Below are 23,689 nucleotides of genomic sequence, written 5' to 3' on the forward strand. Positions count from 1 at the left end.
CTCGCAACAGCCAACCGCAACAGCCCTGCATCATCCTCGCATTAAGTCAGATATATTCGAACAAGACCCCGGGAGATGCCGGATGCCCCGGAGTCGCCATATAATAGACAAAATATTGACAAAACGACCATACCCGGCACGGTGCAGGGGTTTGGCCGGCAGGTGGGTGCAGAGGCGATGCAGGCGGAGAAGGGGTGAAACGACGAGGTCTTTTATGAATCGACATGTGGCGATCGTCGGGGCTACGGGCGGCATAGGTGGCGCACTGGCACGGCAGTTGGCTTCGGCCGGGTACCAATTGAGTCTGGCCGCCCGGGACCGGTCCAGGCTGGATCCGCTGGTTGCGGAACTGGGGGCCCACGGGGCATTGGTGGATGCCACGCAGTCGGGGGAGGTGGATCGGTTTTTGGAGGAAGCGACGGACCGGTGGGGACGACTCGACGGGGTCGTGAACGCGGCAGGCTCCCTGCTGTTGAAGCCCGCGCACACGACCGGGGACGCCGAATGGGCCTCGGTGCTGGCGACCAACCTGACCAGTTCCTTCCATGTACTCCGGGCTGCGGTGCGGATCATGATGCGTGGGGACGGCGGTTCGATCGTGCTGATGGCATCGGCGGTGGCCATCCGGGGGATGATCCATCACGAGGCGATCGCCGCGGCCAAGGCCGGGGTGGTCGGTCTGGCGAAATCGGCGGCTGCGACTTATGCGCGGCATCGGATTCGGGTGAACTGTGTGGCGCCCGGGCTGACCCGGACACCACTGACAGCCGCATTGACGCGGCACGAGGCCTCCCTGAAGGCGTCCGTGGCCCTTCACCCATTGGGGCGGATCGGGGAAGCGGACGAGGTGGCGGGGGCCATCCGATGGTTTCTGTCGTCGGAGCAATCCTGGGTGACGGGTCAGGTGCTGGCGGTGGACGGCGGACTCAGTTCGATTCAACCGCGACCGACCTTGGGAACGTGAAGAACCTGATCGTGGTCCTTGGCGACCAACTGGACGCAAAGTCCGCGGCCTGGGACGGTTTCGATGCGGGGTGCGACGCGGTGTGGATGGCCGAGGTGAGCGGGGAGAGCACGCACGTCTGGTCGCACAAGGCGAGGATCGCGCTGTTCCTGAGCGCCATGCGGCATTTCCGGGAGGACCTGAAGGAACGGGGTATTCCTGTTCACTACCGGGAGCTGGAGTCGGGGGACGGTCGGGACACGCTGGGGCTGGCCCTGCGGGAGGCGGTGGACCGGTGGCGGCCGCAACGGCTGATCACGGTTGAGCCTGGCGAATGGAGGGTGCGTCGAGATCTCGAGGAGGTGGCACGGGAGACCGGGGTGCCGCTTGAGGTGCGGAATGACCGGCACTTCCTGAGTACCCGGGAGGAGTTCGAGCAGCACGCGGCGGGGCGGCGGCAGTTGAGGATGGAATACTTTTACCGCGAGATGCGCCGCCGCCACGGGGTGCTGATGGATGGAGCCGAACCGGAGGGCGGACGTTGGAACTTCGATGACGAGAACCGGGAGGCCTTTGGGAAGGGTGGGCCGGGGGAAGTTCCGATGCCACGGGGGTTCGCGCAGGATGCCGTGACCCGGCAGGTCCTGGAGTTGGTGAACCGGCGCTTTCCGGGGCACCCGGGACGGTTGGCGCGGTTCGACTGGCCGGTGACGCCGACCGAGGCGCGGGCGGCTTTGGAGGATTTCGTACGGCACCGGCTCGACCGGTTTGGGCGGCACCAGGATGCCATGTGGGCGGGGTGTCGGGACGGCCTGCCGGGATTCGATGGCGGGTCATCCGCCTGGTTGTTCCATTCCCGGCTTTCGGCGGCCATGAATCTCAAGCTGCTCGATCCGAGGGAGGTGGTGGCGGCGGTGGAGCGGGCCTGGCGCGAGGGACGGGTGCCGCTGGCCTCGGCGGAGGGCTTCATCCGGCAGGTGCTCGGGTGGCGGGAGTATGTACGGGGGATTTACTGGCGGTTCATGCCCGGGTACGCCGATCGGAACCACCTGGGTGCAGATCAACCGCTGCCCCGGTTCTACTGGACGGGCGAGACGGGCATGAACTGCCTGAAGGAAGCCATCGGGCAGACCCTCGAGTATGGGTACGCGCATCACATTCAGCGGTTGATGGTGACCGGTTTGTTTGCCTTGCTGCTGGGGGTGCGTCCGCGTGCCGTGCACGAATGGTATCTCGCGGTCTATGTCGACGCGGTCGAATGGGTGGAACTGCCGAACACCCTGGGGATGTCGCAGTTCGCCGACGGGGGACTGATGGCCTCGAAACCGTACGTGGCCTCCGGGAAATACCTTCAGCGGATGAGCAACTATTGCGCGTCCTGCCGGTTCGATCCGGCCCAAGCCACCGGGGAGCGGGCGTGTCCCTTTACCACGCTGTACTGGGATTTCCTGTCGAGGCACCGGGACGCGCTGACACGAAACCCGCGGATGGCGATGGCCTTGCGGAACCTGGAGCGTCTGGACGCCGGGCGGAGGGCCGCGATCGGGAGGAAGGCGGATGGTATCCGGGGCGCCTGTGCCGCCGGGGGCGACCCGTCATGAGGGTCCGGGATCGGCTTGCACCGAGCGGTCCACGATGACGGCGGTGACCACGTCGGCGGTAACGTTCAGGGCGGTACGGGCCATGTCGAGGATGCGATCGACGCCGATGACCAGGGCGATGCCCTCGGGGGGAAGGCCGAAGTTGATGAGAAGTCCGACAATGAGCGGGAGCGATCCGCCGGGAATGCCGGCGACCGCGACGGAACTCAGGACGGCCAGGAGCACGAGCACGATCTGCTGGGGGATGGGCATCATCCCACCAAAGACCTGGGCCACGAACAACACGACACAGCCCTCGTAGAGCGCGGTGCCGCTCATGTTCATGGTGGCGCCGAGGGGGAGGACGAATCCGGCCGTGCTGGGGGAAACGCCGAGGCGTTCCCGGGCGATGCGAATACTGGTCGGGAGGGTGGCGCTGCTGGAGCTGGTGGAAAAGGCGGTGACCAGCACCGTGGTGACCGCCGGGAAGAACTCCCGGAGCGAACGGCGGCCGAGGAGGGTCACCAGCAGCGACATGGTGCCGAACAGGTGGATGGCGATGCCGCCCAGGACACAGAGGACGAAGACGAGAAGCTTGCCGACGAAGAACTCGATGCCGAGTTTGACGGCTACGCTGAAGACCATGGCGGCCACGGCGAACGGGGCCAGCAGCAGGGCGTAATGGACGATTCGCGTCATCAGGTCGCAGACCACCTGCATGGCGCGTTTGATGCCGTTGCGTTCCTCCTCGGGCAACTGGGTGCCGGCCACCCCGAGGATCAGGGCAAAGGCGATCAGCGGGAGCATCTGGAACTCGACCACCGCCTTGGCGAGGTTCCGTGGGAAGAACATATCGACCAGGGTGCTGAAGCTCATGCCGGGCCCGGTCTCGGAGCGCACCCGGGCCTCGCTGGCGCCCGTTTGAAATTCCTCCATGAGGCGGTCGCGGGTGGCGTCGTCGATCCGGCCACCGGGTCGGACCGTGTTCATCACCACCAGACCGATGGTGACCCCGATGGCCATGTTGAGACCGAACAGCGCGAAGGTCCTTCCGGCCAGGGGGCCGAGGCGGTCGAGGCGGCCGAGTTGGACCACGCCAAGGGTGAGCGATGCGAACACCAGCGGGATCACCACGAAGAACAGGAGGCCAAGGAAGATCCGGCCGATCGGGTCGCAGAACTGGACCGCCACGGTGCGGGCATTCTCGATGAAGGCCTCGGAACCGGTGAGGACCACGGCGGCGCCCAACACCGCACCAATGACCAGTCCGGTCAGGATTCGGACAGCGAGTTTGTCTCCTCCGGCGCTCATGATGCGCCGGTGGGCGTAGTCGGAATCGGCAGGGGTGTCGAGACGGGAGTTCGATGTCGGCAATACCTAACGCCCGAAGGCGTACACGACGCCGTCGTCGGCGCCGATGACGAAGCGGTCCTGGACGACGGCCGGGGAACTCTGCACCGCCTGACCGACCTCGTAGCTCCAGCGTTCGCGTCCGTCGTCGAGGTCGAGGAGGTAAATGCGTCCGTCATCGGAGCCGACAATGACCCGGTTGCCGGCAACCACGGGCGAACTCTCCACCCTTCCGCGGGTGCCGAAGGTCCAGCGGGCCTTGCCGGTGGCACGGTCCACCGCGTGGATCCGCCGGTCGCGTCCGCCGAAGATCACGAGCTGGTCGGTGACGGCGGGCGAGGCTCCGTAGGGGAAGTTGCGGTCGCGATAGCGCCACGCGACCTCTCCCTTGGCGAGGTCAATGGCAAGGAACTCGTTGCCGTACTGACCCACGTAGGCGAAGCCGTCCACAATCGCAGCGGACCCGATGATGTAGGCGCCCCCGTCGATTTCCCGGGCCAGCGTACCGTCGGCAAGGTTGACCACATGCACGATGGCATCGCAGCCGCCGAAGGCGGTCACGCCGTCGCCGACGGCGGGGACGCCGTGGACGTAGTTGCCCGTTTCATAGACCCAGTTGGAACGGCCTGTGGCGGCGTCGAGGCAATGAAGGCGGTTGTCGTAGCCGCCAAAGACGAGCCAGGTGCCCTTGCCGTCCGGGGCCGCAAACGGACTGGCGCTGCTCTTGATTTCGGCGTCGATGCCGTGGCGCCAGACTTCCTTTCCAGTGGCGAGTTCGAGGGCGTAGAAGTTGGTGCCGGCGGATCCGACGAAGATCCGCCCGTCCCGGATGAGGGGGGAGGAAAGCACGGGGCCATCCGTCTGGAACGACCAGGCCTTGGTGCCGTCGGCCATTCGCAGGGCGTACACATGGCCATCGTCCGATCCCAGCACGGCGAGGCCATCCACGATAGCGGCGGTGGATTTCACCGGGCCGCCGGTGGTGAAGGACCACAGGAGCCGGGGGGCATCGGGGAGAGTGGCCCGGGTGACGCCGCGGAGGGAAGGGGTGCCGCGAAAGGAGGACCAAGCATCGGGCGGGGCGGCGTCGGCGGCATCCGTGGCAGGATGAGCGCCGGGCGCATGGACAAGGAGTGCCAAGGGCACGGCGAGGGCGAGGAGGCGTCGGATTGGCATCTGCATGGCACGCGAAACGTGGGCGACTATTCGGCGTGACGGTCCGGTTGGCAAACCTGCACCGGGTGCTCCGAAGGGACCTCGAATCCCTGGCGAACGGTTGGGCGTGAGGATGGTTGATTTCCTATGGGGATTTGGGGTTCTGCGGAGCGGAGGGTGTGGGGGCGGGTTGGCATTCGCCATTCCGCCGATGGGATACCCGGTCCGACGGGACAGGGAGAACAGAACAGTGGAAGGAACCGCATTGCATTGACCGTTCCACTATAATAAGCCCGGCCATATAAGGTTGCCCGTCCTCATCCCCGAATTCACCGAACCGTCGGTGCTCGATCTCGGCGAACTCCTCCTCCAACCCCTCGAGTAGTGTCCCGCAATCCCCACCTGCCGCCGTATCGCGCCGAAGGGGTCGGTTCTCACTACTGCCCCACTCCGCCCGGCTTGGAGCCGCCCCCGCCGCGCCCGAACTCTCCCTCGTCTCGATCCCCGACCCTTCGGCAGACACGCCAGGTTTCGACCGCAACCGCGCTTCGCCGACACATCGGGCCGACGCCTCCCCACGCGTCACCGGACCTTGCCGTCAAACCGCTTCCGGCAAGAGTGAGAACCGATACCTTTTCCTTTTGACTCCCCGGGGAATCGTACGCGACGCGCGATTCGCTTCGCGAACCCGTAACCGACAAACTCTCGGCGCCCCCTACGCCTCGGATTATCGCACAAATGTGGCGGTCACCCGCCGGGAACGGAGCAGATAGGTCGTCCAGATCACCGCGGCAACCCCCGCTCTGATCAGGTCCCGCTTCGAGGCGGTGTCGGCGTTCTCCGCCACCGACGGAATCGTGTTTCCCCAGACCTCGTCGATTCCCAGGAACAGCGCGTTCCCGATCAGGAGCGTCATCATCACGGCCGGGAACACTCGATGCCGCCGGAAGAACAGGGTGATCGCCAGGAGATTCAGGCTCAGCAGCCACGTATTGATCGTGACCTCGAATACCAGGAGCGCACCGAACGCCGGATGATATGCCTCGCTTCCCGGCGTCGTCACCGCCCTCCAGACTTCCATCGAAAAGAAGCCCTCCCTCGCACCCCAGAGCCCGTGCAATCGCACCAGCGGCGAAATGCAAACCCCGATCCCCAGCAGAATCAACCAGCCCCCAATGCCGCTCCATCGGGGATCCCCCGAACCGGGCCCCGGCAAAGGCGGCGGTCGTTGGTGCAGGACGATCGCCGCGATGCCGACCGCCGCCACGGCGAGGAGAAAATTCAACATCACCCATGCCGCCATGTAACCGTTCAAGTTCGCGAACCACCCGCCCTCCCCCCCTGACCCAGGCTGGTACAGCGTGTCGCCCAAGAGATCCTGCACCTCCCGCACCTTCCGCAGATAGCCCTGCAACGCCCCCGGCGCGATCTCACCCGCACGGGATTCGAGTTCGTACTCGAACCGCATTCTCGTATCCGCCGGCACCCGGCGGAACCGGAATCGAAACGTGTCATGAACCACCTCCTCTTCCATCCCGGCAAGCTCGTCCCACCCCCCGTCGGGCAGATGCACCTCGATCTCCTGAAGCAGATGCTGTGGATGCTTCAAAGCCAGCGGCGCGGTTCGACGGCGCGATCCGGACTCGCGCAGCGCATGAATCATCAGGTCCGGCATGAAGGTCGCCATCTCCCGGCCCGAGTCCCCGTCCGCTTCCCACAGATCCTCCACCCAATACCGTTCCTTCAACCTCAACTCGTTCGTCCGCCGGTCGTCCACAACGTCCAGCGGTTCCGCATCCCGGATCCCGGGATAATACTCCGCGTAAAAAATCTCGTACTCCTTCGCGATTTCCCCCCAGTCCCGACGCGCAAGCTGGCGCCGCATCCGATCCGCCTCCGCACCCCGGAACACCGACATCACCGTCATTCGCGCCGCGGCGCCGTAATCGCTCACGTCGAACCGTGTCATCAGCCACTCCGAAACGCCCGCTCGCACCGGAACAGACACCGGCTCCAATTCCGTCACGCCGTCGCGGATCGGCAACGCCCACCCGAACGCGTCCAGCGCGCGTTCCGCCAGACTCCCTCCCTGGTGCGAACGCGTCGGGTCCAGCCAGATCACCTGTCCGTCCAACTCCAACCGGACAATCACGTGATCGAACACAAACGGCGTGGGCAGCCGGGAGGGCAATCCTCCTCCGGACTCGCTGTGCACCAGCGCGGGAACCGCGTCATAACCCCATCGCCTCAAAATCGAACACAAGAGTACGGACTTGTCCTTGCAGTCACCAAACCGACGCTCGAACACCTCCCCCGGAGGCGAGGGCTCGAATGCCTGCGGCCCGATCGCAACCGAGGTGTAACGGATCTCGTCCTGGATGAACTCCAGCGCCCGCAGAATCCGTTCCTCCCCCGACCCCCCCGCATCCGACCACTCTGAAATCCTGGCTTCCAAGGACGCCGGCAGCGGCGCTTCCACAAGTCCGTAAGCCCGGATCGCCCAGGCAACCACCTCCCGCCATTCCGAGAAATCACTGAACTCAATCCGTGCCGACGGCTCATACCCCGACGGCATCCATTCCTCGTACGTCACACCCGGGACATCCGTCAGGTCCCACAGGTAAACCGTTCGCCCGTTGTCCCGCTGAATTTCCGGTTCGGGAACATGACCGCGCGCACGCATCTGCACGGTCCGTCCCGAATCCCACACCATCCGGATCCGCCTTCGGTCGGTCCGCGAAACGCCGGAAATCCGGATCTCGGCCCAATAATGCCCGTCCATCGATGGATTCCGCCCCCGAATCGTGTATCGGGTCTCCAAACCGTCCCCCACGCTCAACCCCTCCACCAGGTACACCGCCACGCTTGTCCCCGTGAGCATCTGGTCCCGCAGTTGGTCCTCCGACTGATGCACCCGGATCCGCCCGGCATCGAGGACGTCCATCGGCTCACCCCGCCGCCAGATCCGAACCTGATGCAGAAGAAGCTCCTCGTGCGCCGGATTGAACGGGAACGTCAGATTCCCCGTGTCCTCAAGACCCGACTCGTTCTCGATGGACACGAACGATCGGAAAAACCGCTCGCCACGGTCCGCGTAATCCTGTCTCTCCAAGATGCGATACCGCGAGCCTTCCCCCTGCCAACGGGTGCCGCTCTCCCCAGCCGACTGCATCGCGACATCATCCAATGTCCGAACCCAATCCGGCTGGGGCGTGACGGACACCCGGGACGCGGGATCCGCCTCGGCCCCATACACTCCCCCCGCCCAGAACAGGAACCATGAGAGAAAACCCGCAATCCACCCGGCCACACGCCCGCCACCACGCCTTGCGTTCATAGACACTTGTACCCAATAGCCATGGCCACGGTCCGCACTCGACCGATCTGTGCGTCCTGAACCGGAGTAGAACCTGTGCATTCGTCCAACCGCCCGCAAGAAGGAACCCTGCCCGCACCACGACGATCGACACCGTGACGGTTCCCCACCGAACCGAGCGCGTGCTAACCGACTCCGCGATTTCCGGAAAGCGCCAAGCCAAGCTTGGTGGTTCAACCCGCTACATCCACTTTCCCGGCTGGAGCGAGCTCTTGGACTTCATGATGCGGGGTCTCGAACTGGGGCCGTACGCGAAGAAAGCCTGACCGGGAGATCCTCCCGCAACGCGGCCCTTCGGTCCGCGGGGCTCAGGCTTTGCCCGAATCTCCCTTCTGCCCTCCCCCAGGGCTCTCCCCGTCGATCACGCTACGTTTCCATCACCCTCGCGCTCAGGCCGCCCTCTCAAAATGAGAACTGCTGGGGGACATCGGGCGGGTCTTGATGTCAACAATACGACGCCGGAGGATTTTTTAGTTTCGGAGTCAACATCTTATATGCCTGCCTCATTGATTCGGAAATGTATTATTGACCACCTGCGATCAGGTCATCCCCAAGGGCCGGGCGAGTGGAATTGCGGGGGGTATCGGCCGGGGAATTGGTGTCAATGAGGAAAAGCCTGACTTGTAACATGCTTTTTGGTCAACAACAGCGTGCCTGCCAAATAGCAAGTCTCCTGGTTGCGTCTGTCCCGTTGCGTCGGGGGCGGGGCCCGGGCAGGGTGGCGCGGTGAATGGAACGACGGTGGTGGCGGGGTTCCGGCAGGTGTACGGCCGGGAGCCTGGCGGCGTGAGCCGCGCGCCGGGACGGGTCAATCTCATCGGGGAACACACGGATTATAATGACGGGCTGGTCCTGCCGGCAGCGCTGGACGAGGCCACTTGGACGGCGGCGGCGGCGCGGGACGACCGGCGGGTGCGGGTGCAGGCGGCCAATCCCGGGGAGTCGGTGGAGTTCGAACTCGACGCGCCCGGTGCTCCCCGGCAGGGGCACTGGAGCGACTATGTGCGGGGCATCGCCGCGGCGATCGAGGCTGACGGGTATCGATTGCGGGGGGCGGATCTGAGGGTGTCCGGGACGGTGCCGGAGGGGGCGGGATTGAGTTCCTCGGCGGCGCTGACCATGAGTGTGGGGGTGGCGTTGCTGGCGACGGCGGGGTTGACCTGGGACGGGGTGCGGCTGGCGCTGGCGGGACAGCGGGCTGAACGGGAATATGCGGGGACGCAATGTGGGGTGATGGACCCTTTCGTATCGGTGCATGCGCGGGCAGGGACGGCCCTGTTGCTGGATTGCCGGTCGCTGGCGTTCCGGCACCTGCCGATTCCGGGGGAGCTGCGGCTGGCGATCTGCGACAGCGGCGTGCGGCATCAGTTGGCCGGGGGCGAGTACAACCGGCGCCGGGCGGAATGCGAGGAAGGTGTGGAACGGTTGCGCGCACGCTGGCCGGAGATCCGGGCGTTGCGGGACGTGACGTTGGAGCGGTGGGCGGAAGGGGCGGAGGCCTTGCCCGCAACGATCCGGCGCCGATGCCGCCACGTCGTGGGGGAAAACGGGCGGGTCGAGGCGTTCGCAGTGGCGCTCGAACGGGGGGACCGAACCGGGATGGGGAAACTGATGGAGGCCTCGCACCGGAGCCTGCGGGACGACTACGAGGTGAGTTGTGAGGAGCTGGACCTGCTGGTGGAACTGGCGGGGATGGCACCCGGGACCGTGGGGGCACGCATGACCGGGGGCGGGTTTGGCGGCAGCACGGTGAACCTGGTCGAGGCGGGATCGGTGGAGGCGTTTCGGGAGGCCATGAGCGACGGCTACCGAAGGGGAACCGGCCGTGACCTGCGGGTGTGGGTCACGACGGCGGGGGAAGGCGCCTCATGGAGTCCGTTGTGAGGGACGCCAGCTGGTGGTCGAGCCGGGGTCAATTGGGGGCGCTGTTCTTCCTGCACGGGATGGCGTTGGGGATGTGGTTTGTGCCGATGAGCCCGGTGCTCGATGCGCACGGGTTGTCGGGGATCAAGCCGTATGCGTTCGCGACGTCGGCGGTGGCGGCGCTGGTGTCCCCGCTGATTTTCGGAGCCATCGCCGACCGGCACGCCACGCCAATCGGAGTGTTGCGGTGGTTGTCGGTGGCGACGGCGGCGTTGATGGCGATGGTGGCGGTGGCGATTGAGCGGGGATGGTCGGCAGGGGTGGTGTTGCTGTGGATCCAGTTGCATGCGCTGGCGGCGGCGCCGTCGTGGGGGCTGTCCACCACCATTGTCCTGGCGCGGTTGCGCGATGCGCGGCGGGAGTTTGGGCCGTTGCGGGCCATGGGAACGCTGGGCTGGATGGCAGGGTGCTGGTGGATCAGCGCCTTGCGGGCGGATGCCTCGACGTTGTCAGCCTACGCGAGCGCCCTGACCTGGGTGGTTCTGGCGGGTTTCTCGCTGGCGGTTCCGGGGGTGAAGCCGGTGGGGACTTCGGGGCCGTTGACGGTGCGGCAGCGGCTGGGTCTGGACGCGCTGGCGCTGTTGCGGAACCCGGACCACCGGGTGGTGCTGGTGACGGCCTTTCTGGTGGCGGTCCCGCTGGCGGCGTTCTATCCGTACACGCCGCCGCACATGCTGGCGTTGGGGTTGGAACGGACGTCGGCGTGGATGAGTGTGGGCCAGGTCACGGAGATCCTGGCGATGCTGGGGCTTGGGGTGTTGATCACCCGCTGGCGGTTGAAGTGGATCTTCGCGTGCGGGTTGGTGTTCGCGCTGCTGCGGTACCTGCTGTACGCGGCGGACGACCGGGTTCTCCTCATGGCCGGGGTGTCGCTGCACGGACTGGCCTTCACGCTTTTCTTCGTCACGGTGCCGATCTACCTGAACGAACGGGTGGACCCGGCCTGGCGGGCCCGGGCCCAGGCGCTGTTGTCGCTGCTCGCGTTGGGCGGCGGGAACCTGATCGGTTATCTGGGCTCCGGGGCATGGTTTGCCGTGTGCGACGGGCCGTCGGGAGTGCGTTGGACGCAGTTCTGGCTGGGCTTGGCGGGAAGCGTCGCGGTGGTGCTGGGCTATTTCCTCGCCACTTACCGTGGTCGCGGTCGCCTGCCTCCGCCGGAACCGGCGGGGGCGTCCGGGACGGGCGGCTGACCCTGTCGGCCGAGTTCGAGGAGGCGTTTCCACTGGGCCGGGGAGACCGGCATGACCGAGAGGCGGGATTGCCGGACCAGGGCGAGTTCCCGGAGGTTCGCGTCGTCGCGAATGGCGGCGAGGGGAACGGGGTATGGGAGGGGTTCGCCTGCCTTCAGATCGACGCAGGACCAGTCGCCCTCGGTGGCGGTGGGATCGGGATAGGCCTCGCGGACGACCGAGGCGATACCGACCACCTCCCTGCCCTCCCCGCTGTGGTAGTAGGCCACCTGGTCACCTTCCCGCATGGCACGGAGGTGATTGCGGGCCTGAAAATTGCGGACGCCGGTCCAGGCCGTGCGGCCGTCGGCGACGAAGGCAGTCCATGCGTAATCGGCGGGTTCCTGTTTCACGAGCCAGTGATTCATGAGAAGAGTGCGCCGCGGGGCCATCCCGGGGGGCAGTGCGGCGTCCATTCTGTCGAAGGAGGGGACGCTCAACAACCGATCCCTTTTCCCACGACTCCGGGATGCACGGGGTTCGAGAAATTCCGGAATTTTTGGTTTGTCCGACGCACGCGCTCCCATCTAGATGCGCGCAATCATGGATGCCCGATGGCGATGGGCGCGGAGGCTGACCGCGCTGGCGATGCTGGCGATGGGGCTCGATGCGGGGGCGCAACCGAGGCTGGATGTCTCCCTGATGCCCGGAGGGGCCATTCGACTGGTCTGGGAGGATCCTGCCGGCGGCTACGCCCTGGAGCGGTCGGGGGGAGTGGGGGGAGGGCTGGGTTGGGAGACCGAGACGCGGGTGCCGGTCCTGGAGGGCTCGCGATGGGCGGTCGAGGTTCCGATTGTCTCGGAAGCGCAGTACTTTCGATTGCGGTTGCGGGACGCGGCGGGGCCGATGACGACGGTGGTCGAGACATCGCCAGCGGGGGGGGAGACTTCGGTCTCTGTCACGCGCGAGACGGTGTTTCAACTCTCGAAGCCGCTGGCGGCAGGGACGGTCCTGGGGTCGCAGCGGGTGGTGGCGGAGGCGCTGGGCCGGACGTTGCTCGCTCGCGCTGAACTGTCCGGTGACCGGCGCCGGGTGACCCTGTACTACCTGGAGCGGCTGCCACCCGGAGCCCGGGTCTGGGTCCGGTTCGACGGGGACGGATTGATGGACGAATCCGGGCGGCCGGTGGATCCGGATGGGGACGGCTTTCCGGGGGGGCAGTTGTGGTTGCGATTCGAGACGGCGAACTCGGCGCCGCTGGCGAACACGGCGGTGATCGGGCGGGTCCTGGCATCCGAACCGGGACCGGGCGGAGTGGACGTGCCGTTGCCGGGTGTGACCATCACGGTGGACGGCCAGGAGGAGGCGTTGCGGACGGTGACCGACGCGGAGGGGCGATTTCGACTCGATCCATCGCCGGTGGGGCGGTTCTTCGTCAACATCGACGGGAGGACGGCGACAGCGAGCGACTGGCCGGACGGCGCGTACTATCCGCTGCTGGGGAAGGCTTGGGAGGCCGTGGCGGGGCGTCCGGACAATCCGGCGGGTGGGACCGGGATCCTCTACCTGCCGAAGGTCGCCGCCGGAACGCTTCGTCCGGTGAGCGCCGTCGAGGAGACGCGGGTCACGTTTCCCGAGGCGGTCCTGGCGGAGTGGCCGGGCATGGAAGGGGTCGAGATCGTGGTGCCGCCGAACGGCCTGTTCAGCGACGACGGAACGCGCGGGGGGCGTGTCGGGCTGGCGCCGGTGGCGTCGGACCGGTTGCCGGAACCGCTGCCGGCGGGGTTGACCCATGCGCTCGACATCTCGATCCAGACCACGGGCGGGCAGAACTTCGACCGGCCGGTGCCGGCGCGATTTCCGAACCTGCCGGACCCGGTGACGGGGGAGCGCCTTCCGCCGGGAGCGGAGACGGCGTTGTGGAGTTTCAATCACGACACCGGCCGGTGGGAGATGCAGGGGCCGATGACGGTGACCGCGGACGGGTTGTACGCCGAGACCGATCCGGGCGTGGGAATCCGGCAGCCGGGCTGGCACGGGTCCTCGCCGGGATCGAGCGGAGGCGGGGGACCCGGCGGCCCGCCGCCGTGCAGTCCGCCCGGAATTCTGGCACCGGGCACCTCGGAGTGCCGGGACGATGACGACGGGTGTCCGGACGATCCCGGCGAGGCGAAGAGGAGCCAGCAGGAGTGCCTGTCGAAGGCCGCCGAGTGCGCGATGAAGTGTTACCAGAAGTGCGGCAGCAGCGGGCCCATCACGAGCTGGTTCAAGGTGGGACGCGCGGGTTACGAGTGCCAGAAGGCGGCGCGCTGCGCGAAGGACTGCAAGGATTCCGGGAACCGCTGCCGGGACCGGTGGGACCCGTGCGTGCTGGGCGGCGGGGGGTTCGCCCGGTTGCTGCATGGCCGGCTGCGTCAGGGCGGGGCGGAGTTGGCGGATCCCGTGGTGGAGGCGGCGTTGCGGATTCTGGATGAGATCGAGATGCAGGAGGCCTTGTGGGACCAGTTGGTGGCGATCCTGGATCGGGCGCCGACCTTCGAGGAACTGACGTTGCCGGACCAGGCGGCTGCGGAGGCGGTGGCGCGGCAATTGGATGCCCTGTACGGGAACCGTTCGCCCGAGGCCTACTACGCGGACCAGCATCGGACCTTCCAGCAACGGGTCCTCCAGTCGTTCCATGCCGACGCGGTGTATCCGCCGGTGGAGGGGTATTACGCGCTGGAGGATCTCGAGACCGGGCTGGTGCGGCGGGGCCGGACCGAGCCGCGGGGTTACCTCAACGGCATCGTGCTGCGGGCCAACGCGCCGTACCGCATCCGGCTGCTGCTTGGCCCGGCACTGATCTATCACGAAGCCGAGTTCGTCAGTGAGCGGGCGGGCCGGGTCACCCGGATTCCCTACGGCGAGGCTCTGGAAATGCCCGCGGTGGACCTGGACGGCGACGGGATCCCGGCGGTGGCGGAGTTTGTGCTGGGGACGCGGGATGACCTGGCGGACTCGGATGGCGACGGGGTGTCCGACCTTGAGGAATTGAAGAACGGGACCGATCCGCTGGACGGGCGACCGCGCTTCAACGGCGTGGTGGCGTCCCTGTCCCTGCCCGGGACGGCCGTGGATCTGGCGTTGTCGGGAAACACGCTGCTGGTGGCCGGAAGTGCGGCCGGGGTGTCGGTGGTGGAGGTCACGGACCCGTTGCGACCCACGGTGGCGGCCCAGTTCGCGCTGGGCGGAACCACCCGGGCGGTGGCGATCGACGGCACCCGGGGGGCGGCGGCGGCAGGGAACGAACTGGTGCTGCTCGACCTGATTGACCCGACGCTGCCGAGGATTTATGCGCGGGTTCCCCAGGGCGCCGAGACGCGGGCCGTCACCGCCGCGGACAACACCGCGTATGCCGGGCTCATCAACGGGCAGGTCACGGCGAACGATCTGCTGGCCGGGGTGGAATGGGGAAGGGTTGCCCTGCCGGGAGGAGCGCGGGTCGAGGACGTCATCCATCACGGCGACTGGGTGCTCGCATGGGCGGCCGGAACGCTGCACGTGTTGACCGGGAGGAATGGCGATTTTCGTTGGGTGGCCTCGGCGAGCGGCGGGGTGGGCGCAGGGACCGCCGAACGGCGCCTGCGGATCCGGCCGAGTCTTGGACTGGCGTACGGGGCCTATCCGGAAGGCGTGGCGGTCTTCGATCTCCGCAATCCCGCGGCTCCGGCGCTGCTGGCGAGGCGGAACACGCCGCAGCGCGGATGGAAACAGTTCCTGCCGGTGCTGCCTGACCTTGCCATCGCGGCCGACGGCCTCGATCCCGTGGGCACGGCTTCCCAGGACGTCTCGATGTACGGGATGGGCGGGGACGGAACGGAACTGACCTTCCTGGGCAGCTTTCCCACGCCGGGGGTGAGTCATGCCCTGGTGGTGGATCGGGGCGTTGCGTACCTGGCCGACGGGGCAGCGGGACTGCAGGTCATTCATTTCGTCCCGGCCGACACCGGATCGGTGGCTCCGACCCTTGTATTGGAGGCCGACTTTTCGCTGGATCCACCGGGCATCGAGGCGGGGCAGCGCGGTCGGATCACAGCGGTGGCCAACGACGACATCTTCGTGCGGGAGGTCGAGTTTCATGTGGACGGACGGCTGGTGGCGGTGTCGAGGGCCTGGCCGTTCGTGTACACCTTCACGGCCCCGGCTCCGTCGGCCGGCGTGGACACGTTCCGCTTCCGGGCCCGTGCCGTGGACACGGCGGGCAACGCGACGTGGTCCGACGAATGGAATGTCGCCCTGCTTCCCGACCGGACCCCGCCCCGCGCAGTGGGTTCGTTCCCGCCCGATGGCGGCGTGCCCGAGACGGTCCAGACGCTGTGGGCGCGGTTCAGCGAGCCCCTCGACTTCACCTCGCTGACCGCGTCCCGGGTCCGGCTGATCTCGGCCGGGCCGGACCTTCAGTTTGGAACCGACGATGACCGCCTGGTGACGGCGGGAACGGTGGGGTACTCGCCGACGGCGTGGGCGGCCACGATCGAGTTTGCCGAACCGCTGCCGATCGGGCGCTATCGTTTCGAGGTGTGGGAGGTCCGCGACATCGCGGGCAACATGCAGGAGGAACCGGTTCGGGTGTCCTTCTGGATCGCGCCCGGCGGGCCGGACGGTGATGCGGATGGCGATGGCCTGACGAATTCCGAGGAGGGGCTGGCGGGAACGAATCCCTTCGAGGAAGACACCGACGGCGACGGGTGGGTGGACGAAGTGGAGGTCAACGAGGGCACCGATCCCCGGGATCCGAACTCTTTTCCGTCGTACCTGGTGCGGGCCTTTCCCCGGGTCGAGGTGCTGGCCGAGGACCCGCAGGAGATCCTGCCGCCCCACCCCGGGCCCGTTGTCGGAAGGCCACCGGTAAGCGTGTTGGTCGAACCCGATACCGAACTGGCCCCGCCCGGGCCGTGGATCGCGCGACCGGAGGTGACGGTTCTGCGGGGGTCGGATGCCGAGGAAGCGGCGCCCGGGCCGTGGGTGGCGCGACCGGAAGTCACCGTCCTGCGCGGGTCGGATGCGGAGGAGATGGCGCCGGGGCCTTGGCGCGGACGACCGCCGGTGATTTTGAGAGTTCTGAGACCCTGACCTTTAAGACAGCCATGAAACGAGGAGACGCGAGCATGAACACGAGACGAATGCCGGTTGGCCGTGCCGGTGCCTGGGTGGCGGCGCTTGTCCTGAGCCTGTGCGGCGGGCGGGTGGCGGCGTTCACACCCGGCAGCAACGGATCCTACGGGCCGATGACCATCACAGCGAACACGACTCTCGAAGTGCCGCCCGATGGCGTCTTCCACTGCACCACCATCTCCGTGGCCGGCGGCGTCACCCTGCGGTTCGCCCCCAATCCCCTGAACACGCCGATCTTTCTGCTGGCCACCGGGGACGTGACCATCAGCGGCAACATCGACATCACCGGGGCAGCCGCCAGCGGGGCCATTCCCGGGGTGGGAGGGCCGGGCGGCTTCGATGGCGGCTTTGGCGGCTTTGGCGACAGCGCTCCGGCCAACCGCGGGGGGGATGGCAATGGTCCCGGGCGCGGAGTGAACGCCACTCAACTCAACAACGCCGCCCATGCGACTGCGGCAGGATCCAACACCAACGTGTACGGCAACGTCCTTATCCTCCCGATGATCGGGGGCTCCGGCGGGGCCGGTTCCAATGGGAATCCCGGGGCGGGCGGCGGGGGTGGGGGCGGCGCGCTGCTGATCGCGTCCGCCACCCGGATCACCGTCAATGGCAACATCCGGGCCATGGGCGGATTCTCCGGTGCGGGCGGGTCGGGCAGCGGGGGGGCGGTCCGGTTGGTGGCACCGACGGGCGGCGGCAACGGATCCATCGATGTGCAGGGGGGCTCCGGGGCCGGCACGGGCCGGATCCGGATCGACTGCACGGCGTGGGACGCCTTCCGCAACCTGCGCCTGTTCGGTCGTTCGACACGGGGCACGCGCATGTTCGTGTTCCCGGTCAATCCGCCCAGCCTGCACATTGTCGAAGCGGCCGGGCAGACAATCGCCGTCGGGGCACCATCGGGCGTGACCGTCGAGTTGCCGGCCGGCTCACCGACGACGCAGACCGTTCGACTGCGGGGACAGGGGTTCAGCGGGAACGTGCCCGTGACGCTGGTGGTGAATCCCGAGCACACCGCCTCGACCACCTACAACCTGGTGCTCAATGGAAGCGCGAATCCGCCGGAGGTGGCCACGACGGTGACCCTGCCCGTGGGCGAACCGACCCGGATCGAGGCGTGGGTGCGGTAGGGACCGGACGGGACCGGACAAACTGGAAGGGAACGGGAGGCAACGCGCCTGGATCGAGGCGGGGGCGCATGGCGGCGTCGCAGGGATCCCCAACGGGTCAACGCCTCACGGGGCGTGCGTGACGACGCCTTCGATGGTGCCGCCGTTCTCCTTGTTGTCCGTCTCCCACCAACGCCCGGTATAGACATTCTCGTGGAACATCACCCGTGCCGACCAGTTGGCGTTGCCGCGACCGGCCCGGACGTTGTCGAGAATGAGCACCGCCGTGTCGCCTGCGAATTTTACGGTGACGGGCATCGGATACTCGATCTCCCTGCCCTGATAGGTCACGAGGTAGACGAGGGACCATTGGTCTCCGTCCTTCTTGGTGACGCGTGCAATACGGTAACCGTCGTCCTGGCGCGAGGCACCCGGTTGATTCGATTGCAGGGGCGCCCAGGTTCCCTTGAGCGTGGCGTTGGTCAGCAAGGCGACGAATCGGGCTTCAACGTCTGGACTTCCCTGGGATAGGCCGGCCACTGGCGCCGCAAGGAGGGCGATGAGCAGGAGACTGGAGCGGAGGAGAGCTTTCATGATTGGAGGGCATTCGACGAGACCATCGAAGGTCAAGGGTCCCCTTCCGCCCACCAAAGATCAAGCGGGCAGGCAACGGCCGGTGCATCCCGGAGTTGTGGGTGAGGAGGCTGCGAATCGCAGGGACGAGCTCCGCGAGTCCGCAATCCATCGCTCGGCATCTTTTCTCCATCCTCCGTACTCGTACTCAGCCCGAAGGGCGGTACTCGTACCCGTCATCGAACCCGCAGTCACACCTCTTCGAGCGCTGCCTTGTGGCGGGTGCGATGGGTTGGGTCCTGTTCGGAGCTTCCATTCCGCGTGGGAGCTGGGGGGGGCGAGGAGGGGGAGATTAAGATTAAGGTTTGGTTGTCGGGCAGGGTGCCAACCCGCTTCTCCGGAGCGGCGAGCGTTCACTGGGCATCTTTGCCGGTCCTGGTAATGTCGCCGCACGCTTTCCTCAGGTAGGGAGTGTATGAGCGCCCATCCGTCAGCCCGATCCTGCCCGAAGTGCGGCGTCCCGGTCCCTGAGGACGCCGCCGAAGGACTCTGTCCGGGCTGTTTGCTGGCGGCGGCGGCGGCACCCACCGAAGCCGGCGCGGCCTCGGCGCGGCCCGATCGGATTCCCGGACTCGATCAGGTGGCGGCTGCCTTCCCCCAATGGGAGATCGTCCGTTGCCTCGGCGCCGGAGGGATGGGCGCGGTGTTCAAGGTCCGCCAGCCCAAGCTGGACCGCTGGGTGGCCCTGAAGCTCCTGCCTGAACTGCCCGGGCGCCATCCGGCTTTCGCCGAACGCTTCGAACGCGAGGCGCGTACCCTCGCCCGACTCAACCATCCCGGCATCGTCACCCTTCACGACTTCGGTCAGGCGGGCGGCTTCTACTACCTGGTGATGGAGTACGTGGAAGTTCGGAGGGCCGAGCTCCGCGAGTCCGCAACGGTGTGGAGCGTTGGGTTGAGGACTCGCGGAGCTCGTCCCTCCGGTTCGCTGGCTCGGTACCGACAGCTTGGAGATGCACCGCTGCACGCGGGCCGTCATCCGTCGGATCGCGCGCTGCGGAACGAGTCGAGGGGTTCGAGGCGGTCGGTGCGGGTGGCGAGGTCCCGGACGCGGACAACGAGGGAACCGTCGGGCTGCCGTTCGAGGCGGAGGGTGCGTGCGACCCCCAGTTCCTGGGCCCGCTTGAACTGTTTGTCGGGCTTGGTGGGTGTCAGCGGATAGTCCGTGGGGCGGCCGGCCTGCCGCAGATCCTGGACCAGACGGAGGGACTCGGGCCGGAGTGCCTCATCCTCGATGAGGACGAAGCTGTCGAGGCCGGCGCGGAACTCGGGGAGGAGGTTCCGGGCTTTGAGGAGTTCGGCGAGGACGACATCGCCCATGCCGAAGCCGAGGCCGGGGAGGTTGACCTTGCCACCGCTGACGAGGCCGACGAGCTGATCGTAACGGCCGCCGCCGGCGATGGCGCGGAATTGTCCCTTGCAATCGAAGGCTTCGAAGACGACGCCGGTGTAATAGGCCAGACCGCGGATGACGCCGTAGTCGATGCGCGCGAAGTCTGCGAGGCCGCGGGCGGCGAGGTTGCTGCGGATGGCGTCGAGGGCCTCGTCGGGTTCGGCATCGGCGATGAACTGCCGGACCCGTTCGAGCGAGGTGCCGACGGCCTGGAGCTGGGCATCGGCGACTTCGGGAGGATCGCGTTCGAGTTTATCGACGGCCTGGTAGAAGTCGTAGGCGCGGTCGGGCTGGCCGCCTTCGCGCTCGAAGAAGCGTTGCCAGGCGAGCCGGCTGCTGAGGCGGACGACGAAGTCGTCGGGGCCGAGGCGGAGATCGCGCAGGGAATCGATGAGCAGGGCGATGATCTCGGCATCGGCGGCGGGGTCGGATTCGCCGAAGAGATCGGCATTGAACTGGAAGTGTTCGCGCAGGCGTCCGCGCTGCTGTTTCTCGTAGCGGAAGAGCTGGGGGATGGCGAACCACTTGATGGGCTTCTTGTAGTGCCGTTCCCCGAGGGCGACCATGCGGGCGAGGGTCGGGGTCATTTCGGGCCGCAGCGCCACCGCGCGTCCGCCCTTGTCTTCGAAGTGGAACAGTTGCTGGAGGATCTCGGCGCCGCTCTTGAGGGTGTAGAGCTCGGTCGGTTCGAGGGGTGGACCGTCGTATTCCCGGAATCCGTAGCGGCGGGCGGTGGCACGCCAGGAGTCGAGGATGTGGTGGCGCAGGTCGGCGCTCCAGGCGTCCTTGATGGGAACGGGGGCAGGATAGAAGTCTCGGAATCCGGGTAGGGATTGCATGGGGATGAAGGGAATGGATGCCCGGCCCGAGGTCGCAGGGGACACGGGCAGCACCGGAGGGAGGGTGCGGGGCGAAGACTTACTCGGGCGGAGGCAGGGCGGGGTTCGGTGTGGGTGCGGCATTGGCGGCGGCCGCGGACTCAGGTGAGAGCTTGAGGACCTCGTCCCGCATTTCCTTGCCGGGCTTGAACTTGACCACCGAGCGGGGAGGGATGCGCACATCCTTCTCGGGGGCATTGGGATTGCGTCCGATCCGGGCCTTGCGGACCTTGACCTCGAAGACGCCGAAGTTCCGCAGTTCGACGGTGCGGCCTTCGCTGACCGCATGGCGGATCAATTCGAGGGTACGTTGAACAACCTTGGCCACATCCTGTTGAACCAAGCCGGTTTCGCTACTGATGGCGACCACGATGTCGCGTTTGGTCATTGACATAGCCGTGGGGGGGTGAGTTAAGCCGCTGGCGCTAGAACTTTGTTGACATGGCTATAAACGGCCCACCCGGAGGGGTCAAGCGAGCGATGGGTCATCTTCGATCCGATCGGACCCTGCTCATCTGCCTCGCCCTCGGCGTGTTAGTGGTGTCGGGCGTGGCCGCGGAACGGCTGAGACGCGGGGCGGCGGCGCCGTTTGGGAAGCCCCTGGGATACTGGCTGGAACAGTGGGACAAGCCGTCCGGGCAACGCGATTCAAGGGCCCTGGAGGCACTCGTCGCCGTCCCGCAGAAGGCGGTGCCGGCACTGGCCCGACGGGTGTCGGCCCGTCCGGGGGGCTGGCGTGAACGTCTGGTCCGGCTGGCAACCGCGTTTCCTCAGTCGGGACTGCGGGTTCGCGACGCGGACACCCTGCGCCGGGGAGCGGCCGAGGCGTTGGGCGCGATGGGTCCACTGGCGGAACCGGCGGCAGGGGCATTGGTTGGGGGACTGGGCAGAGCCAGGCATGCGGGCACGGTCGAGGCGATTCACGGCGTCCTGTTGCGTCTGGGTCCCCCGGCGGCGGAAGCGTTGCTGATCGGGTTGAGCCATGCGGATCCGGTCGCGCGACGCCGTGCCTTGCGAACCCTGGAGGGTTTGGTGACCGGCGATCCTGCGGTGCGGAACTCGGATCTGCCGATGGTGGAAGCGGTGGTTCGCAGGCTGGGAGACGACGATCCGGAGACCGTCCGGCTGGCCACGGGAGTGATCCGGGTCCTGGCACGACGCGCCGAGGTGGCCCTGCCCGGGTTGCTGGCCAATGCGGGGCATCCCTCGCCATCGATTCGGAGCGCAACGGCAGCGGCGATCGGAGCGTTGGCCAGCGACGCCGGGAGGAGCGTCCCGGCCCTGATGGGCCTGCTCGAGGATGCGGACGACCGGGTGCGGGTGGCGGCAGCGGGGGCACTGGGGCGGTTCGGTGCAGACGCGGCACCGGCGGTGACCGTGTTGGCGACGTTGTGCGGGAGCAACGTTGAATCGTCCCTTGGCCTGGCGGTGGCGAATTGTCTGGGTCGTATCGGGGTTCTGGCGGTCGAGGCGGTTCCTGGGCTGGCGGAGGTCCGGGAAGGAGCTTCGCCGTTGTTGCGCGGGAGCCGGATGGCGGCGTTGGGAAGGATTGGCGGGCGGCCGGACGTGGCGGTCCCGGCTCTGGCGAACGCCATGCGCGACGAGGATGCCTATGTGCGGCGCAACGCGGTGTGGGCCCTGGCCGCCTTCGGGGAAGAGGCGGCGCCTGCCGTGGCGGCGTTGATCGAGGCGCTGCAGGACCCGGTGGAGTCGATCCGGGTCGGGGCCGTGGAGGCCCTGGGAGCGATCGGTCCTGCCGCGGCGGTGGCAGTTCCGCATCTCCATGTGGCGCGCCGCAACAATCCATCGGTCATGAACCGCCCCGCACTGGCCGCCATCGCCCAAATATCGGGGGCCGTGGCGTCCGTGTCCTTGCCCGCAGGCGGGGAGGACGGTACACCGGCGAGGTGAGTTGGATTTACCGGTCGGTGGTACGGCCCTGTCTGTTTCGGCAGGAGTCGGAGGGAATTCACGACCGGACGCTCCGGCTGCTGGGAATGGTGGCGCGGAGCGGACTGGCGCGGGGCCTGTTGCGGGCGGTCCACGGGGCCCCGGGACTGCCGGTGGACGTCTTCGGCCTCTCGTTTCCGAATCCGGTGGGATTGGCGGCGGGGATGGACAAATCAGCCCAGGCGGTGCCGGTCTGGGAGTGCCTGGGGTTTGGACATTGTGAACTGGGGGGCGTGACGCGGCACGGGCAGCCGGGGAACGAGCGACCGCGGATGTTCCGGGTGGTGCCGGACGAGGCCCTGATCAACCGGATGGGATTCAACAATCCGGGGGCCGATGCGCTGGCGGCGCGCCTGGGCGGGTGGCGGGACGGGGGACGCTGGCCGCGGCACCCGGTGGGCATCAACCTGGGGAAGTCGAAGATCACCCCGCTGGAAGAGGCGGCTGCCGACTACCGGTATTCCTTCGAGCGGCTGCGGGGTCTGGCGGACTTCTTCGTGGTGAACGTGAGTTCCCCCAACACCCCCAACCTGCGTCAGCTCCAGGACCGCGCGGCCCTGGAAGAGATCCTGGCGGCGTTGCGCGAGGCCCAGGAGAACACCCCGGGACCGTCGCGGCCGATCCTGGTGAAGGTGGCGCCGGATCTGAGTTTCGAGGCGCTGGACGAGGTGCTCGACCTGGCGCTGTCGGTTTCCCTGGCGGGGGTGGTGGCCACCAACACCACGGTGGGGCGACCGGCGCACCCGACGCCAGGCACCGAGCGGCTGTACGCGGAGACGGGCGGGTTGAGCGGTCGCCCACTGGCGCAACGGAGCACGGAGGTGATCCGGCACCTCTACCGCCAGAGCCGCGGGGCCCTGCCGATCGTGGGGGTGGGCGGGATCTTCAGCGCCGAGGACGCCTGGGAGAAGATCACTGCGGGGGCGTCCCTGGTGCAGGTGTACACCGGAATGGTGTATCGCGGTCCGGGGATCGCCCGGGCGATCGTCCGGGGATTGCGGCAACGCATGGCGACCCTGGGCTTGAAGGAACTCCGGGAGGCGGTGGGGTTGGGAACGGCGCTCGCGTGACGGGAG

The 23,689-nt window shown here is 67.3% G+C and carries 15 protein-coding genes; 8 read left to right on the forward strand and 7 right to left on the reverse strand.

Translation table 11 applies throughout. From position 1 onward, the window contains the following. Positions 1 to 214: 214 nt before the first annotated feature. Positions 215 to 964 carry an SDR family oxidoreductase gene (locus KF833_08700; protein ID MBX3745376.1) on the forward strand — a complete coding sequence of 250 codons (750 nt, stop codon included), beginning with the start codon at positions 215 to 217 and terminating at the stop codon, positions 962 to 964. After that, positions 865 to 2,544: a cryptochrome/photolyase family protein gene (locus KF833_08705; protein ID MBX3745377.1), complete on the forward strand. Its 1,680-nt coding sequence runs from the start codon at positions 865 to 867 to the stop codon at positions 2,542 to 2,544. Before KF833_08700 ends, KF833_08705 begins: the two co-directional genes overlap by 100 nt. Here KF833_08705 and KF833_08710 read toward each other — a convergent pair. From KF833_08710 to KF833_08720, 3 genes are all read right to left on the reverse strand, one after another. Beyond that, positions 2,539 to 3,834 carry a dicarboxylate/amino acid:cation symporter gene (locus KF833_08710; GenBank protein MBX3745378.1) on the reverse strand — a complete coding sequence of 432 codons (1,296 nt, stop codon included), beginning with the start codon at positions 3,832 to 3,834 and terminating at the stop codon, positions 2,539 to 2,541. The two genes, KF833_08705 and KF833_08710, sit on opposite strands and share 6 nt — an antisense overlap. 66 nt (positions 3,835 to 3,900) lie before the next feature. Next, positions 3,901 to 5,055, reverse strand: coding sequence for a PQQ-binding-like beta-propeller repeat protein (locus tag KF833_08715; GenBank protein ID MBX3745379.1), 1,155 nt, complete (start codon positions 5,053 to 5,055; stop codon positions 3,901 to 3,903). Positions 5,056 to 5,755: 700 nt separating this feature from the next. Then, a complete protein-coding gene (locus KF833_08720) occupies positions 5,756 to 8,365 on the reverse strand; it encodes a DUF2569 family protein (GenBank protein MBX3745380.1) in 2,610 nt (869 codons plus the stop codon). A gap of 765 nt (positions 8,366 to 9,130) precedes the next feature. On the opposite strand from KF833_08720, the gene galK reads away from it, so the two are divergent. Continuing rightward, positions 9,131 to 10,288: a galactokinase gene (gene galK, locus KF833_08725; GenBank protein MBX3745381.1), complete on the forward strand. Its 1,158-nt coding sequence runs from the start codon at positions 9,131 to 9,133 to the stop codon at positions 10,286 to 10,288. Next, positions 10,273 to 11,517: an MFS transporter gene (locus KF833_08730; protein MBX3745382.1), complete on the forward strand. Its 1,245-nt coding sequence runs from the start codon at positions 10,273 to 10,275 to the stop codon at positions 11,515 to 11,517. The genes galK and KF833_08730 overlap by 16 nt, the downstream gene beginning before the upstream one ends. Here KF833_08730 and KF833_08735 read toward each other — a convergent pair. Further along, the gene (locus KF833_08735) at positions 11,454 to 11,924 is read right to left on the reverse strand and encodes an EVE domain-containing protein (GenBank protein ID MBX3745383.1); all 471 of its coding nucleotides are present in this window, start codon (positions 11,922 to 11,924) and stop codon (positions 11,454 to 11,456) included. The genes KF833_08730 and KF833_08735 overlap by 64 nt on opposite strands. Positions 11,925 to 12,099: 175 nt before the next feature. Between KF833_08735 and KF833_08740 the strand changes: the two genes are divergently transcribed. Both KF833_08740 and KF833_08745 read left to right on the forward strand, forming a co-directional pair. After that, on the forward strand, positions 12,100 to 16,608 hold the full coding sequence (locus KF833_08740) for a hypothetical protein (protein MBX3745384.1): 4,509 nt from the start codon (positions 12,100 to 12,102) through the stop codon (positions 16,606 to 16,608). Between the two features lie 35 nt (positions 16,609 to 16,643). Further along, entirely contained in the window at positions 16,644 to 17,780 is a 1,137-nt protein-coding gene (locus KF833_08745; GenBank protein ID MBX3745385.1) for a hypothetical protein, read from the forward strand. 105 nt (positions 17,781 to 17,885) lie between these two features. Here the strand turns inward: KF833_08745 and KF833_08750 are convergent, their stop codons facing one another. The 3 genes from KF833_08750 to KF833_08760 form a co-directional block, all read right to left on the reverse strand. Beyond that, the gene (locus KF833_08750; GenBank protein MBX3745386.1) at positions 17,886 to 18,353 is read right to left on the reverse strand and encodes a hypothetical protein; all 468 of its coding nucleotides are present in this window, start codon (positions 18,351 to 18,353) and stop codon (positions 17,886 to 17,888) included. Positions 18,354 to 19,367: 1,014 nt separating this feature from the next. Next, a complete protein-coding gene (locus tag KF833_08755) occupies positions 19,368 to 20,624 on the reverse strand; it encodes an ATP phosphoribosyltransferase regulatory subunit (GenBank protein MBX3745387.1) in 1,257 nt (418 codons plus the stop codon). A gap of 79 nt (positions 20,625 to 20,703) precedes the next feature. Further along, entirely contained in the window at positions 20,704 to 21,051 is a 348-nt protein-coding gene (locus tag KF833_08760; protein MBX3745388.1) for an integration host factor subunit beta, read from the reverse strand. 92 nt (positions 21,052 to 21,143) lie between these two features. On the opposite strand from KF833_08760, the gene KF833_08765 reads away from it, so the two are divergent. Then, positions 21,144 to 22,574 carry a HEAT repeat domain-containing protein gene (locus tag KF833_08765; protein MBX3745389.1) on the forward strand — a complete coding sequence of 477 codons (1,431 nt, stop codon included), beginning with the start codon at positions 21,144 to 21,146 and terminating at the stop codon, positions 22,572 to 22,574. After that, positions 22,571 to 23,683: a quinone-dependent dihydroorotate dehydrogenase gene (locus tag KF833_08770; GenBank protein ID MBX3745390.1), complete on the forward strand. Its 1,113-nt coding sequence runs from the start codon at positions 22,571 to 22,573 to the stop codon at positions 23,681 to 23,683. Before KF833_08765 ends, KF833_08770 begins: the two co-directional genes overlap by 4 nt. Positions 23,684 to 23,689: the final 6 nt, after the last annotated feature.

This window comes from Verrucomicrobiia bacterium (assembly GCA_019634625.1).
In the GTDB taxonomy this organism is placed as follows: domain Bacteria; phylum Verrucomicrobiota; class Verrucomicrobiia; order Limisphaerales; family CAIMTB01; genus CAIMTB01.